The organism is Paenibacillus sp. FSL H7-0756 (assembly GCF_038006765.1).
Taxonomy (GTDB): domain Bacteria; phylum Bacillota; class Bacilli; order Paenibacillales; family Paenibacillaceae; genus Paenibacillus_AQ.
The window spans coordinates 422707-437632 of sequence record NZ_JBBOVT010000002.1 but is presented as its reverse complement, the minus strand read 5'-3'; the positions used below and the strand labels follow the sequence as shown (position 1 = coordinate 437632).

The following is a 14926-nucleotide window of genomic DNA, read 5'->3' as shown; positions in this document are numbered from 1 at the left end:
GAAAAGTTACATGCAATCCTTACACTTTTATTTCCCCCTTTGTTCTATACAATTATACTTAATCTTTCGATAAGAAGCATGCATCACATTTAAAACATCTGATTAGGAGACAAGGATTCAAATGAAACAACATCTGCGCCACATTCACCCGCTGGCCTGGACCATCATCATTGGAACGATGTTCGGCCGGCTGGTTACTTCGATGAGCATTCCTTTTCTCTCCATCTATCTGACGCAGGTGCTTGGCGCTTCCGCAACCCAGACCGGGTTCACAGTGGCCGTCAGCTCGCTGGCAGGGGTAATGGTCAGCTTCTACGGCGGTTATATCTCGGATGTCATCGGGCGCCGGATCGTCATGCTGGTCTCCGTATTCGGCTGGGCCTGCGTATTCTTCGGCTTCGCCGCAGCGCAGCATCTGTGGGTCTTCTTCCTGGTGAACACGCTCAACGGACTGTGCCGCGCCGTATTTGAACCGACTTCGCGGGCATTATTGTCTGATATTACCCCGCCGGAGCAAAAGCTGCTGGTCTTCAATCTGCGGTATGCGGCTGTGAATCTGGGTGTGGTCTTCGGTCCGATTATCGGCCTCCAGCTCGGCTCCGCCAAGTCCACCTTCCCGTTCATGATCGCAGGGATCGTCTATATCGCCTATGGCCTTGTTCTGTTCCTGCAATTCTCGGTCCACCGTGCCAGCATGCCTGTGCATGGAGAAGCCCGGACCCCGAAGCTGCTGGATGCGCTCGCAGTTACCGGCCGGGACAAGGTATTTCTTCCCGTTCTGCTGGGAACCATCTTTTGTGTACTCGGTTATGGCCACTTCAGTTCCACACTGGCGCAATATCTCGCGATGAACCCCCATTTCAGCAATGGCAGCCAAGTTTTCTCTTATATGCTGTCGCTTAATGCAGTGACGGTGCTGGTCGTTCAGTACCCTATTGTGCGTACAGCCAGCAAGTTCCCGCCAATTATCCCGCTGATTCTGGGCAATGTCTGCGTAGCCCTTAGTCTGCTGCTGTTCGGGATGCCAGGAGGAGTCCCTCTGCTGATGTTCAGCGTGGTTCTGTTCACTGTCGGGGAAGTCCTGCTCTTCACGATGATGGATATGCTGATCGACCGGATTGCCAAGCCGGAGTGGAAAGGCACTTACTTCGGTACGATTGGCTTCAATAATATAGGCAGCGTCATGGCGCCTATTCTCGGAGGATTGCTGCTGGATCAATTCGGCGTTCTGAACGGGCCCGCTGTATTCGTACCGCTTGCGCTGACCACGGCGCTCGGTCTTCCTTTCCTGATTACCGCGCATAAAAGACTTCGCATCCGCGAAGCCGCCGAAGCAAGTGCACAGCGTGAGCTTGGTGCTTGAGGTGTTAACTACATGAATAATCCCCTGACCTGCTGTAAAACGGGTTTGGGGGGTTATTTACTTTCATGCAAGTAACCTCTTAATAGTTAACATAACATTTATTACGTTACTAAATGGCAATGTACTTTATTCCAGCCCTGCTTCTTAATTGCCGACGTACTCTTGTAGCTCTGCTGGGTAGTCCCACACAAAGTCAGCTTGAACTACTAGTAGCCGCACCAAACGTCGTACCAGCCCAACCAGATACTGTTTTTAACATACATTCAGCCCAGATACCTTACCCCAGCCGATTGTATGTTGTTTTCAACACACATTTGGCCCCATGTACCTCACACCAGTCGATTGTATGCTGTTTTTAACACACAATCAGCCCATGGACCTTACGCTAGCCAAATGTATGTTGTTTTCAACACACATTTGGCCTAGCTGCCAATGTATATGCTTATAACACCCACGCCCAGCAAAAAGCAGACAACACACACCGTAAATAACGATGCGTGTCGCCCGCCCTATATATCTTATAATACTACCCCATCCCGTTTCAGCTGCTCCTGCAGCTGCGGAATATCGAGCGCCTGCGGCTTCACCCCTGCGGCAGCCGCGAGCGCTGCTGCTGTTCCGGCTGCCTGGCCCGTAGCCATGCAGCTTGGTGTCAAGCGGGTCGTGGCCAGCGCTTCGTGCGAAGTCGAGATGCATCGGCCTGCGGCCAGCAGATTGGATACATTGAAGGATAGCAAGCAGCCGTAGGGAATATCGTACGCGCCGTCTCCGGCGATGAAGGAGGCTGTTACCCCCTTGCCGGACGGATCATGAATGTCAATCGGGTAGCCGCTGCGGGCAATGACATCACTGAACTTCCGGCCTTCTACGACGTCTTCCTTGGTCAGCTGGTAATAGCCTTTGATCCGCCGTGATTCGCGGATGCCGATCTGCGGCGCTACCGCTGAGATCGAGGCCCGTTCGAAGCCCGGAATGTCGCGCTTCAGAAACTCGGCCATGTGCAGCACCTGCTTGCGGCCCTCCTGCTCCGCTAAGGTCAGATCCTCTGCATTCGTTGCGTCCAGCCCCTGAACGCGGGTACAGTTGATCAGCACCTCGTCGTCTGCCGGACCGGCAAAAAACAATACCTGGTCGCGGTTGATCGGCACCTCTGCCCGCTTCCATTGCGAGTAGAACCCGCTTACTCCGGTGAGCGGCAGGTCCGGCAGCTCGGCGATCGGCGTTTTGCTGTAGAACTCTTCGGGATGGCTAATCATATACGCTTTGACCTTGTGCAGATCAACGCCGCGCATTCTGAACTTCATCGTCATCGGCTGGGAGCGGTTGTCCCCGTCCCGGCCTTGCAGCGTTTCTGCCCCGGACAGCTTCGCTACGTCGGCATCTCCGCTGCAATCCACGAAGATGCGCCCCGCAACAGGCGTGCGTCCAGATTTGTTAGTCACCACGACATGTTCAATGGCGCCGTCACGGGTCATCACCTCATCCACAAAGCTGTGCAGCAGCAGCTTCACCCCGGCTTCGCGCAGCATATCTGTAGCTACCACCTGATATATCTCAGGATGGTACGGCGTCAGCGTATGCACGAAGCCGACCGTATCCCGCAGATGGCCCGGCGAACCCCCGCTGGCCTGCAGCCGGTCTACAATTTCCTGGGCGATGCCCTTAATGACCTGTTCACCTGAGTCTGTGTGAAAGGTCATCCAAGGATAGACCATAGCAGCGGTAGACATTCCGCCCACGAACCCGTATCGTTCAATGAGCACCGTCTGCGCCCCCAGCCGTCCGGCGGCAATGGCCGCCGTGATTCCTGCCGGCCCTCCCCCTACGACAACGACATCTGCCTCTATTGCAGGATTCATATCATCTACTCCTCTCTGGTGTGTTATTCCTTTCCGGTGTGCTATTCCTTCAGCCCCGTCATAGCTACGCCCTCGATGAACCGCTTCTGCGCCAGGAAGAAGACGATCAGCAGCGGCACGGTTGCCATGACGGTGGCGCTCATCAGATAATGCCAGGAAGTGCCCACTTCATCTGTAAACAACGATAATCCCAGCGGCAAAGTCATCAGCTCACGCGTATTAATGAAAATAAGCGGGTCGAAGAATTCATTCCAGATGGACACGAACGTGAAAATCGTCAGTGTTGCCATCCCGGGACGGGCAATCGGCAGCATGATCTTCCAGTAAATGCGGAACCGGCTGCAGCCGTCGATCATCGCCGCTTCCTCAAGCTCCGTGGGTACAGTGATGAAAAATTGGCGCATGACGAAGATCCCGAACACGCCGCTTGCGCCGAAGATCGGCAACAGAATCAACGGCAGATGCGTGTCAATCCAGCCCAGGTCGCGCATGAACAGGAACATCGGGATCGCCGTCACTTCATGCGGAATCATCATCGCACTGAGCAACACCAGAAATACGGCATTTCTTCCGGTGAAGGGAATCTTGGCAAACGCATAACCGGCCAGCGAAGCGAAAAACACCGTTCCCGCCACCACGACAAACGAGATATAGACACTGTTAAAATAGAAGCGGTGAAACGGGATCAGCGTAAAGACATCCACATAATTCTGAAACTGAAATACCGGCGGAATCAGCTGCGGCGGGTAGGTGAAAATATCCTGCGGCCGTTTGAAGGAGGTGGACAGCATCCACAGAAACGGAACAAGCATAATCAGCGATACCGCCGTTAATGCAGCATACACTCCTGCTACAGACCACTTTTTGCTGGCACTAGGCGTCGCTCTCATTGAATACCCACCTCTTTCGCAGCTGCCACTGCAGCAGAGTCAAGATCAACACGACAAAGAACAACACAAATGCAAGCGCCGAAGCGTAGCCCATCTGGAACAGCTTGAACGCTTTTTCCCAGATGTAATAGACCAGCACCTTGGTGCTGTTACTCGGGCCGCCCTGGGTCATGACATAGATCTGGCCGAATACCTTCAGCGAGCCAATTACGGTCATCACCACGGTCAGAAATACGGTTGGCGTAATCATAGGCAGGGTCACGTTGAAAAAGCTCCGGGTTTTGCCTGCCCCGTCCAGCTCAGCCGCCTCGTAGAGCGAACGCGATACCTGCTGGATCGCAGCGATGAAGAGCACCATATTCAGCCCCACGTTCTTCAGTACACTTGTTACGATAACAGCCGGCATTGCCAGTCTCTCGTCATACAGCCAGGCGGCCCCTTTAATGTTGAACAGCATCAAGAGCTGATTGATCAGCCCGGAATCGGTGGCGAACATGTACTTCCAGACGATGGACCATACGATCAGCGAAGTCATTACGGGAACGAAGATCGCGGTACGGAAGATGCCGATACCCTTCAGGCTTCGGGATAACAGCAGCGCCAGCATCAGAGCCAGCACAATGTTAAACGGCACCAGACCCAGTGTGAAATAAGCCGTGTTGCCGAAAACCTTCCAGAACAGCGGGTCCACCGCAATATCCTTGTAATTATCCAGACCGACAAACCGGTGCTCGCCAAGCAGCGGCCAGTCATTTAGGCTCATATAGAGCGCTTTCCCCATCGGAAATAACAATAATAACGTGAAACCAAGCAGCATTGGCGATATAAAAAGCCATCCGGTCACCTGTGCCTCGCGGGCAAGCGGACCCTTGTTTCGTCTCTTGACCTTTCTGTTCATGCCGGAATTCACCGCCCCCTAGCTCAATTTGTCTATGGCACCACGGAACGAGCTAACCGCACGCCGCAGCTCATCTTCTGTCTTGCCCGTCACCACTGCACCTAACATGATCGCTTTCACTCCCGCGCGCTGCAAGGACGGTACATCTCCTGTAACCAGCTTGCGCTGGGAAGGCACCAGTACGGGAAGACCGGAATGGTCGGCCAAATACCGGTATTTCAGCAGATCTGCGAAGCTAAGACCCGTCCCGTATTCGCTGCCAGGCACAATCGAAGCTTCAAGCGCTGTGATCCCGAACTGCGCCCCTTCCCGGACCTGACTGAGATCATAGGTGTCATTAATGGCAAAGGTCCGGTCCAAGCCGTGATCCTCCAGCATAAAGGACGGCAGATGATGGGCATAGATCGAATAGAAATCGAACCCGAGCGGCGCAAGCCGCCTAACCTCTTCTTCCGACACACCTTCTAAGCTGCCTGAGGGCACTACCCCAAAGGGACCGTCAAAGGTAGAGCGAATCTCGCTAAAAATATCTTCATAGCCCTCAAGCGGACCGAAATGCGTACCGCTGGCCCGGTGGCCGACATTAAAATGAACCTTCAAAGCATCTGCGCCTTCCTCAAGCGCTGCTTTTGCCAGTCTTACATCATTGGCAGGAAGGCTGATAATCAAGGACAGGCCGCTTTGCTCCAATCTGCGCTTCAATTTACCCATTGTATTTCGCTCCCCATAACGGGCGGTCCGTCAAGCCGGACGCTGCACTCTGCTGAACGCCGGTTGACGGCCCCTTGCCCGGAGTCTTATTTCAAAATGGCCTCGACATCGCTCTGCATCTTCGCCATGTTGTCCTTGGCGGATGCGGATTGGCCGAACAGGCGGTCAAAGCCTTGCAGCACCGCATTATCGATATCTTGCCAGCGGATGTGGCCTGGAATGATGCGCGCCTTCGGCATTTCATCGATAACAGCTTGCATGATGTGCTCGGCTGGCGGGTTGTTCGGCTGATTCAGGAACGCATCGGAACTCAGCACCGATGTGCGCGGAGGTACGAAATAAGTAGATGTCGCCTCAATGCCTGACTGGCTGGCGAACAGCTTGAGAAGCTTTTTGGCTTCCTCCGGATGCTTGCTGTCCTTGAACAGCGTATAGCCTGCTTGGCCCAGCATCGGAACACTGCCTGCGGAGCCGGACGGCATCGGTGCAATGCTCCATTCAAACCCTTTAATGTCTCGCGCTTTCGAGACATAGCTGTAGTTGTCGAAGAACATTCCCAGATTCCCCGCATCGAAGCTGATCTGCTCGCCTGCTTTCGGGTGGGATTCGTCCTTATACATCATCCGCTCCAGCAGCTCCAGGGTCTCCACGCCGTACTGGTCGTTCCAGGTGAAAGCGGTCAGATCCTCATTGAACGGGCCGCTTCCATAAGACCAGGCGTACGAAGACAGAATGGCCCAGGTCTTCCAGTCACGGAAGAAGTTCGCGCCATATACCCGGCCCCCAGCGTCTTTGACAGCAATTGCTTTGGCGGATTCCTCGAAGGTCTTCCAGGTCCATTTCCCTTCGGAGGCCAGTGTATTCGGGTCGGTCAGGTTCGCCTTATCGAACAGCGTCTTGTTGTAGAACATGACCACCGGCGGTGTCGAGAACGGCAGGCCAAGCAATTGATCCCCGTCCCGGAACAAATCTAGCGTGCTCGGAATATAATCGTCCAGGTTAAAGGAAGCATCGTCTTTGAAGGAGGAGACATCCGCCAGAATCCCGTTGGCCTTGAACTGCGGGATCATCCGCTCCGAGACCCAGGCGATATCCGGAAGGGATTTCCCAGCGGCCAGGACGGATATTTTCTGCTGATAATCCGTGAATGGCACCGAATCCATGGTCACCTTAATGCCCGGATTGTCTGCTTCAAATTGGCTGATCAGCTTGTTGTACACATCCATATGCCCTTGATTGCCCCACATCAGAAACTTTAACTCCACATCTCCCTGTTTCCCGGGACTCTCAGCATTTCCGCTTGCTGCGGGCTTGGCACAACCTGCCGTTAAACCCAGCAGCATGGCTGAAAGAAGCACTACTCCTGCTTTTTTCATGAATATCCCCCTTTGATATGTTAGTTTTAATGACTCTTTTAGTATAAAGGAGACGTATCCGGTGTAGAAATCATCCAAAATACAGGAATGGTTCGTTATATTTATGTTTTTACGTTAGATTAACTAACATTTCATTCTTGACTATTAAATTGATTGCGGTATTCTCCACCCGTCATCCCCGTCTGCTGCTTGAACACCAGCATGAAATGCTTCGGGCTTTGATGGCCGGATAGCCGGGCGACATCATAAATTTTAAGCTGGGTATGGCTGAGCAGCCACTTTGCCCGTTCCATGCGGGAATCGGTTACATAGTCTGAATAATTGCAGCCCGCCTCCCCCTTGAACAGCTGGCTCAGATACGTAGCGTTCAGATTGACATGGGAAGCTACCGTCTGCAGCCGCAGATCTCCATCAATATGCAGTCTGACATATTCCTTAACATCCCGTATGATTTTGCGTGTATCTCCACCGCTCTCCACCCGCAGCGGGTCTGGCATCTGTTCCAGGGATGACATTCCGTGACGCTTATCTAGCAGCAGCCGTGCTTTTTCCATCACGCTAACCAGCTCATGGCGTTCTACCGGCTTTAACAGGTAATGAAGAACGCCGTATTCTATGGCTTTTTGGGCATATTCAAATTCTCCGTATCCGCTCACAATAATGACCAGCAGCCCGGGGTACATCGACTTCACCTTTTCAGCCAGCGCCAGACCGTCCATTTCCTTCATACGAATATCGGTAATCATCACGTCCGGCAGCTCGGACTTTAAGTACAGGAGCGCCTCCCGTCCACCCGGCATTTCAGCCGTTACCTCGAAAAAGGGCGCCGACCGGCTAATGAGCTCGCGCATCCCTTGTCTGATCACGATTTCGTCCTCTACGAGCAGCACTTTATACATCCTCTTCTCCCCCTGATTCCGGTATCGTTATCGTAATGGTCACGGCCAGCCCTTGCCCCGGACTTCCGTCAACCGTAAGGCTCCCGCCTTCCCCGTACAGCAGCTTAATCCGCTGGCCGATATTGCGCAGCCCCAGACTCTCCTTCTCGCTTCGCCGGAGCGAATCCATGGAGGGGTCTTGTTCGATCTCCCGGTTCAGCGCCGTGAGTTCCTCCTCCTCTAAGCCGTTCCCGTCGTCACGCACCGTAATGAATAGCTCGTTGTCAAAACGCAGCGCTGACACCCAGATCGTGCCTGCTTCACGCCCCGCGATCCCGTGATCTATTGCATTCTCCACCAGCGGCTGAATGGTAAGCTTCGGAATGCGCAAATGCAATACTTCTTCTTCAATCTCGTTATGCACCGTCAGCTTACCGCCGAAACGAATCTGCTGGATACGCACATAGGAGTCTACGAATGCTATCTCCTCTCCCAGCGATACGAGCCGGCCGGCCTTGTCAATGGTATAGCGAAGCAGCTTGCCCAGTGCGGATACCATATCCGATACCTCTTCATGCCTGCGCTGGACGGCCATCATATTGATCGACTCCAGCGTATTATAGATAAAATGCGGGTTAATCTGGCTCTGCAGGGCGGACAGCTCTGCCTCCTTTTCCCGGAGGCGGGTCACAAGCACCTCATGAAACAGGCGGTTGATTTCGTCCATCATCTTGTTGAATCCGCGCCCGAGCTGCCCGAATTCATCTCCCCCCAGCGGACTGACCCGCTTGTTGAAATCGCCCCGCTCCACCCTGGACATATTACTCTTGAGCTCCACCAGCGGGAGGGTAATCCGGTACGATACCGCATAAGCGAGCAGAAGCACCGTCACCAGGCAAAAGAGGGCAAGCCATAACGTGAAAATCATCATCGCGCGCGATTCCTTCAGCATAACTCCAATGGGAGTCAGACCGATCACGGACAAGCCCGAATACGGGGACTTATGGCTGATAAACAAATAATCTGTGCCGCCCAGCCTCTCCCGCTCCCCGCCACGCAGCTCATTGATCCGCCCGGAGCCCATAAGCTGGCCGTAGGCCGACTGCCCGTTATCCGGCTTTTGCTCATACAGCAGCCGCTGGTCTCCATCGATGATCATCAAATTCGTGGACTCTTCAATCTTCAGCTTCGAGAAAACGGAGCCGAAGGCCGATTGCTTAGCGTCGATAAGGATATAGCCCAGACGTCTCAGCGTACTAGGTTCCTTGATAACTCTGGCCACCGAAATATATGATGAGGGGTCGGTTCCGGCATAATAAGACGGAAGATGCGGAGGAAGAATAATCCACTCGCCGTCCGACCGCGTAAGGGCGCTGAACCATTCGTCATGCCTGCCATCCCACGAGGTGTTGACCGCAAGCGGTTCCACGTTGGAGAACAGGGTTCCGCTGTTACTAAGCAGGTGAATCCCCCGGATTTCCGGGCGATCATAGGCCTGTGCAGAGGTATATAGCTTCATTTTCTGATAATCATCAGACAGTGCCCATGTGCCTGAGCCCATAGGACCATCGTATTTAGCCAGAATAGATAACACCTGTTCATCATACAGAGGCATCAGCGACAACCGCTCCAGATCCTTCAGCAGCCTATCCAGATTGGCGTTGGCCTGTCCGGCCACATCCACTGTATATTGCTTTGTTTTCTCGTTCAGGGTGGAGGAGAAATGACGGTACGTCACCATCCCCTGCACACTTAACGGCAGCAGCGTCAGCATGGTGAACAAGAGCAGCAGTCTGGTGCGCATTTTACTTCTTCTCAACCGTAGGATCAGCCCCCGCAGCATCTCAAGTCCTCCTTTTGTTAAGTAAGCTGACATCTAAACCTCTTTACAGTTTATCGTATAATGTTCTGTAATTGAATTCTATCCTCTTATGTTTGGAAAAGGTACGGTTCAACAAAGTCAATAAACCCCAAACCTGCTGACAAGCAAGGTCTGGGGTTTATTATTGTCACTCTTGGATCACTAGTTAGGTTAACATAACATTTATTATGTTGAAGTAACTAGTGATTATACATTTTATCCCACATTTGTACTTGATTGCTGAAATACTCTCTCAGCTCCGGCGGTCCCACAATTTCAGCATGAACCAATAGCGGCAGCACCCTCGCACAGGCTGAGCTATAATCATACATATTCACCGTAACCAGCTGAGCTTCTCCATCAGATTGGGTATTCATGACCTCCAGCCCCTGCAATATCTGCTCATTCTTAACGCGAGTACGGATGACCACCGGATAGAACTCCCGCGCTCTGCTGGTCAGAACGAAGGCTTGCTCTGCTTGACTCCAGTAGCCTTGGAGAGAGAACTGCTCAGGGATGGCATAGGTCTCGTCCAACAAGGTAACGGCTGTGAACCTTTCGCATTTGAATGTTCGCAGATCACCTGCCCGCTCGCAATAGGCCGCAAGATACCACTCCCCCTGCTTCACGATCAGTCCATAGGGCTGCAGCTTCCGCAGCGATTTCTCCCCATTCACCTTAAGATAATCTGCCGTAATCTTCAGCTCCCGCCACACCGCAGTGCGCAGAGTCTCAAGATACGGCACTGTTGCCTGAGCGCTCCACCACGGCGTAGCATCGAACAGGAACCGGCGCTGCGCGGTACGTATATCCTCCTGGTAAGGTGCGGGCAAACTTGCTTCCAGCTTCAAAAGCACACTCTTGAGCAGCAGACTCGTCTCTCCTGAACCGCTGGCCGGCATGCCCATCCCTGTCAAAAAGAGCTGGACCACCTCTTCCCCATGCAGCCTCCGCAGATTGACCGTATAGCCTTCCATGAGCGAAATCCCGCCGTTCGGCCCGGTGGCCGACACAAGTGGAATGCCCGATTCCGCCAGGACATCAACATCCCTATAGATCGAACGGACAGAGGTTTCCAGTGCTTCGGCCAGCTCCTTGGCCTTCATTTTGCCCCGGGATTCAAGCAGTAAAAGTATAGCAATCAGTCGGTGCAGCCGCATGCGTCTCCCCCAATTCTCATGATTCGTTAGCTATTCTTGCCACTCTGTTGTCAATAATACTGCGTTAAGATGAATGTATCAAAATCAAGGAGCTGCTGCAAATGAACATTGGCATATTGGGAACTGGATTCGGGGCGTATCACGCCTCTCTGCTGAAGCAAATGGAGTTCGTGAACCAGATCGTGGTCTTCGGGAGGAATGAGGCCAAGCTGCTGAAGCTGAAGGAAGAGCTCGGGGTAGAGATTACGATGAATGCTGAGGACATTCTGTCTGATCCCGCGATTGACGTAGTGGATATCTGTCTGCCGTCTGCGTTACATAAGACCTATGCGGTAGAGGCGCTGAGACGGGGCAAACATGTTTTTTGTGAGACGCCAGTTGTTCTGGAGCCTGAAGAAGGGCGGGAGCTAATGGACGCTGAACAGCGGTATGGCCGCAGCATCCTCGTTAACCAATTCATCAAATTCGATTATGCCTATGAATACCTGGAACAGGCGGTTCGTGAGCAGACCTACGGGAAGCTACTGCATCTGAGTATGCGCCGGGAGACTGCTCCGCTCTGGGGAGATCTGGGCCTCCCGGCCATCGCTGCCAATCTGATGATTCATGAGCTGGATTTCGTCGCCTGGCTGATGGATTCACCTGAACCTTCTGCGGTCTGGGGGACCTCCGGGGGCAAGGATGGACAGGCGCTGGTCCTGGCCTCCTTCCTGCAGCCCGAGTGGAGTGCACAGCTCACCGTTTCTTCGCAGATGCCGGGGAGTTATCCTTTTACTATCGGGTATGAAGCCTATTTCGCGCAGGCGAAGCTGGAGTTCCGTGAGTGCAGTGGTGCGAATGGGGTGATCCAGGCGAGCCTTGCCGCGTACACTTCCGAGGGACAAGTGTCCATCCCGCTGATTCCGAGTAATACCTATGCCAAAAGCTTGCGCCACGCCCTCTTGAGCCTCAGGGACGGGACAAATTCTACGCTGTCGCTGCGACATGCGCTGAAGTCTCTGAACATGGCCTTCCAAATGACGGATCAGCTTACAGCGGGCACAGTAGCTTTGTGATTCTGCCGGCCAGAAACTGGCCAATGCAGGCTTCAAGTATCGGGCCGCCCGGTACTAAGCGAAGTTTGGGGAACGGAAGTTGTTGGATTTTCTACATTTGCTGATGAACGAATCGTCCCTCTTGGGACAACAGTTGGAAAAATGGCACTTCTTCAGGCGCATTCCCGGCTAATACGTAACATCGCCTCCAGTAGATGCTGTTTTTCCAATTGCTTCGGGAAATCTATTGAATACTACTGAAACAAGATACATTTTTCCACGTGTTTCCTTCAACAGCTTCACTCGGCAACCCTCTGCCGGCTCATCCCTCACTGCCTTGGCCCAATGGGTTGACAACGAAGGCCCGATTTGGCAGGGTTTTTCCTCCTTTTTCCGTGTGTTAGCCGCTAAGTTCAGATCAGAGTTTGACGTTAGGCGTAGTGATTAGGGGAGCTTGTATTTTTGTTTTTTCTATTGTGAATTTTTCATATGTTGAAATATGGTGATTAGAAAGTGTGGAGTTGCTGTATTCCGTTTTGTGGGTTTTGTTTTGTTACACTATCGTTAGCGACTTTAAGTTAACATAATATTTATTATGTTCTATCGATGTATTGCCGTCGATGTTTTGCCGTCTCTCTTTTCGTCTAATTCCCCTTCAATTTAACGCATTGGCGCTTCAAAATACTGCTGCTCCACCTCATTACATCGCCGCTAACCTTCGTTCTCCTCCACCCTACCCGCCTGCCGCCATCGTATGCGCGAAGCGTTCCAGCTTATCCATGGACAGCCCGCCTCCTGTCTTGTGCTCCTTGCCTTTTACCATACGTATAACCCACTTATCCAGCGCAGATATCCGGTCCGGGTAGATCTCATCGCCCATGATCTCTCTGGCAAGCGCCTTGTTGTAGATGATCCCGGGATATGCCTGCTTAAGCTCCTGCTCCCCCTTCTCCCCTGTCATTCCTGCACAGATGTACAATCCCAGCCGTTTGGTTAAAAGCTCTTGCTTGTGCTGGGCTGTAAATGCAGCCATCTCCTTACGGATTCTTCCATAGTAGATCGAGCCGCCTAAAATTACTGTGTCGTAGCCAGTCAGATCGGGCAACTTGCCAGATCTCAGATTCACCACCTCAGCCCCGTCCAGCCTGGCTTGCAGCAGTAAAGCGGCTTTTTCAGTACATCCGTATTTGCTTGCATACACGATCAAGATCCGATTGCTCATGAAGTCCGCCTCTATTCTATAGGTAATGGGATTGCAGGTGGTGCGGGTTCCTGCGCGTTGCGAAGTACAAGAATGAGACACCAGATGACTGCCAGATTGAAGATTGGAAACAGGATCAACTCTACCATGGAGACATGAACTCCTGCCCTCAGCATCCCAATCATCATGGAGGAAATAGAGGTTAGCAGGGTTGCCGCTTTTACCAGGACAACAGGAGCCAGAAGGTAACCGTAAGACTGCCTACGGACGAGCAATCCCCCTGTTAGCACCATGACCGGAAGCAATACAGCTAAATCCAGTGCCTGAATCACCAGCGTGGTATAATGCTCCAGCCCCTCAGGTGAGGTACCCTGCCGCCAGCCGCCGGCAATCCGTCCCAGCCAAAGCATGATAATCAGGAAGGCGATCAGCAGCAGGATGAAGCCAATTCTTACCGCCGGAAGCTGCGAATTCATCAATACCCCATCCCGCTCCAACGAGCGAAAGACCATAATAAATGCAAATAAGCTTGCCGAGAAGAGCATGACATAGACCAGAAACAGATCATTATACATGGCCAGAAAACAGTATGAAGCATAGGTATAGGTGAAATATCCGAGCGCTCCGGCCAGCAGCAGCCGTCCTCTGATCATTCCTCTAAGACTCAGGAGCAGAGATACGAGCAGCAAAGGAATTCCCGCCACTAGCGTAATGCCATCTTGAGCGATCGCCTGAGAGGCTGCGGATAAAGAATCATCCTTGTAGATGCCGGTACCGTACAACTCAATCTTTTCTCCCCGGATGGAGGTATAGAATGGATGACTTCCCCCCTTCTCCGCCCCGTCACCTGAAAAGAGCCCGATTCCTGACGCAACAATCCCAAGCACTATCACCATCCACGTTAACAAGCTAATGGTTCGTCTATGTCTCACCTTAATCCCCCGATCCTTGTGCAATATGGACCATCGCTTCTATGTGCCGGTTAATCAGAGCCTCCTTCTGCGCCTCAGGCAGATTCCCCTCCACCATCAGCCTCATAATCAGCCCAAAAGCTGCGCTCCAGATAATTTGGGCGGTGAGCTCAAGCTCCCTCTGCTCACAGGAGGCCATACCGCTAAATTGACGGAGCGTATCACAGAGACCCGCGATCCCGCTGCGTTCCAGGGCTGCTCCCTGATGCAAAACCCCAGTGTGGCTAAGCACGGACGGCGAATCATTCAGCATCATACTCCGGTACTGTGAGCCTTCTGCGGTTGTGACCTTAATGAACTGTCTCAGCGAGCGTCTTAAGCGCTCTTCTGGAGAGGTTTCATCCGCTGAAGCTTCCGATCCGGCAATCAGTCCGCCCATTAGCTCCCGGTAGCCCCGCTGAAGAAGCTGCTCCACAATGTCCTCTTTCCCCTGAAAATAGTGATAAATAATACCGGCTGAATACTCCATCCGTTCAGCGATTTTGCGGATCGACAGCTGCCTGATCCCCTTCTCTGCCAACAGCTCGCCAGCCGTAGTCAGAATCAGATTACGCATCGCTTCGCGCTCCTGCTCTTGTCTCTCTGCTTTGCCCATGATCGTTAGACTCCTTCTGTTTGGGTGTGGCTGTTCCGGACTCAATTAAACACTGTAATGTTTTTGAACACCGTTCAACCTAAATTATAGCCGCCGGGACCTTAGAAGGTTGTGATTATTTATACAGCA

Annotated in this window: 13 protein-coding genes; 2 read left to right on the top strand and 11 right to left on the bottom strand. The window is 52.7% G+C overall.

Annotated features, from left to right (window positions below):
• The first annotated feature begins 121 nt into the window (after positions 1-121).
• Positions 122-1363 carry an MDR family MFS transporter gene (locus NST04_RS18665; RefSeq protein ID WP_341185566.1) on the top strand — a complete coding sequence of 414 codons (1242 nt, stop codon included), beginning with the start codon at positions 122-124 and terminating at the stop codon, positions 1361-1363.
• Between the two features lie 518 nt (positions 1364-1881).
• On the opposite strand, the gene NST04_RS18660 is transcribed toward NST04_RS18665, so the two are convergent.
• The 8 genes from NST04_RS18660 to NST04_RS18625 form a co-directional block, all read right to left on the bottom strand.
• Entirely contained in the window at positions 1882-3249 is a 1368-nt protein-coding gene (locus NST04_RS18660; RefSeq protein ID WP_341186794.1) for an FAD-dependent oxidoreductase, read from the bottom strand.
• Between the two features lie 14 nt (positions 3250-3263).
• Positions 3264-4112, bottom strand: coding sequence for a carbohydrate ABC transporter permease (locus NST04_RS18655; protein ID WP_341185565.1), 849 nt, complete (start codon positions 4110-4112; stop codon positions 3264-3266).
• Positions 4096-5010: a carbohydrate ABC transporter permease gene (locus tag NST04_RS18650; RefSeq protein WP_341185564.1), complete on the bottom strand. Its 915-nt coding sequence runs from the start codon at positions 5008-5010 to the stop codon at positions 4096-4098. Before NST04_RS18650 ends, NST04_RS18655 begins: the two co-directional genes overlap by 17 nt.
• Before the next feature lie 18 nt (positions 5011-5028).
• Positions 5029-5721 (bottom strand): hypothetical protein, encoded by a 693-nt coding sequence (locus NST04_RS18645; protein ID WP_341185563.1) that lies wholly within the window; start codon positions 5719-5721, stop codon positions 5029-5031.
• 86 nt (positions 5722-5807) lie between these two features.
• On the bottom strand, positions 5808-7097 hold the full coding sequence (locus tag NST04_RS18640; protein WP_341185562.1) for an ABC transporter substrate-binding protein: 1290 nt from the start codon (positions 7095-7097) through the stop codon (positions 5808-5810).
• Positions 7098-7228: 131 nt separating this feature from the next.
• Entirely contained in the window at positions 7229-7996 is a 768-nt protein-coding gene (locus NST04_RS18635; RefSeq protein ID WP_341185561.1) for a response regulator transcription factor, read from the bottom strand.
• On the bottom strand, positions 7989-9794 hold the full coding sequence (locus NST04_RS18630) for a cache domain-containing sensor histidine kinase (RefSeq protein WP_341185560.1): 1806 nt from the start codon (positions 9792-9794) through the stop codon (positions 7989-7991). The genes NST04_RS18635 and NST04_RS18630 overlap by 8 nt, the downstream gene beginning before the upstream one ends.
• 242 nt (positions 9795-10036) lie before the next feature.
• On the bottom strand, positions 10037-10996 hold the full coding sequence (locus NST04_RS18625) for a helix-turn-helix transcriptional regulator (protein ID WP_341185559.1): 960 nt from the start codon (positions 10994-10996) through the stop codon (positions 10037-10039).
• Positions 10997-11097: 101 nt separating this feature from the next.
• On the opposite strand from NST04_RS18625, the gene NST04_RS18620 reads away from it, so the two are divergent.
• On the top strand, positions 11098-12051 hold the full coding sequence (locus tag NST04_RS18620) for a Gfo/Idh/MocA family protein (protein ID WP_341185558.1): 954 nt from the start codon (positions 11098-11100) through the stop codon (positions 12049-12051).
• 712 nt (positions 12052-12763) lie between these two features.
• Here NST04_RS18620 and NST04_RS18615 read toward each other — a convergent pair.
• Genes NST04_RS18615 through NST04_RS18605 form a run of 3 tightly spaced genes read right to left on the bottom strand, consistent with a single transcriptional unit; the run spans position 12764 to position 14797 of the window.
• Positions 12764-13252, bottom strand: a complete 489-nt coding sequence (locus NST04_RS18615; protein WP_036695408.1) for a flavodoxin domain-containing protein — start codon at positions 13250-13252, stop codon at positions 12764-12766.
• Positions 13253-13263: 11 nt separating this feature from the next.
• Positions 13264-14163 (bottom strand): hypothetical protein, encoded by a 900-nt coding sequence (locus NST04_RS18610; protein WP_341185557.1) that lies wholly within the window; start codon positions 14161-14163, stop codon positions 13264-13266.
• A 1-nt stretch (position 14164) separates the two neighbouring features.
• Positions 14165-14797, bottom strand: a complete 633-nt coding sequence (locus tag NST04_RS18605) for a TetR/AcrR family transcriptional regulator (protein WP_341185556.1) — start codon at positions 14795-14797, stop codon at positions 14165-14167.
• Positions 14798-14926: the final 129 nt, after the last annotated feature.

What these genes read in the sequence shown, in the direction of transcription:
- NST04_RS18665 (WP_341185566.1), top strand. Translation starts at nt 122, where the DNA reads ATGAAACAACATCTGCGCCACATTCACCCGCTGGCCTGGACCATCATC.
- NST04_RS18655 (WP_341185565.1), bottom strand. Translation starts at nt 4,112, where the DNA reads ATGAGAGCGACGCCTAGTGCCAGCAAAAAGTGGTCTGTAGCAGGAGTG.
- NST04_RS18650 (WP_341185564.1), bottom strand. Translation starts at nt 5,010, where the DNA reads ATGAACAGAAAGGTCAAGAGACGAAACAAGGGTCCGCTTGCCCGCGAG.
- NST04_RS18645 (WP_341185563.1), bottom strand. Translation starts at nt 5,721, where the DNA reads ATGGGTAAATTGAAGCGCAGATTGGAGCAAAGCGGCCTGTCCTTGATT.
- NST04_RS18640 (WP_341185562.1), bottom strand. Translation starts at nt 7,097, where the DNA reads ATGAAAAAAGCAGGAGTAGTGCTTCTTTCAGCCATGCTGCTGGGTTTA.
- NST04_RS18635 (WP_341185561.1), bottom strand. Translation starts at nt 7,996, where the DNA reads ATGTATAAAGTGCTGCTCGTAGAGGACGAAATCGTGATCAGACAAGGG.
- NST04_RS18625 (WP_341185559.1), bottom strand. Translation starts at nt 10,996, where the DNA reads ATGCGGCTGCACCGACTGATTGCTATACTTTTACTGCTTGAATCCCGG.
- NST04_RS18620 (WP_341185558.1), top strand. Translation starts at nt 11,098, where the DNA reads ATGAACATTGGCATATTGGGAACTGGATTCGGGGCGTATCACGCCTCT.
- NST04_RS18615 (WP_036695408.1), bottom strand. Translation starts at nt 13,252, where the DNA reads ATGAGCAATCGGATCTTGATCGTGTATGCAAGCAAATACGGATGTACT.
- NST04_RS18605 (WP_341185556.1), bottom strand. Translation starts at nt 14,797, where the DNA reads ATGGGCAAAGCAGAGAGACAAGAGCAGGAGCGCGAAGCGATGCGTAAT.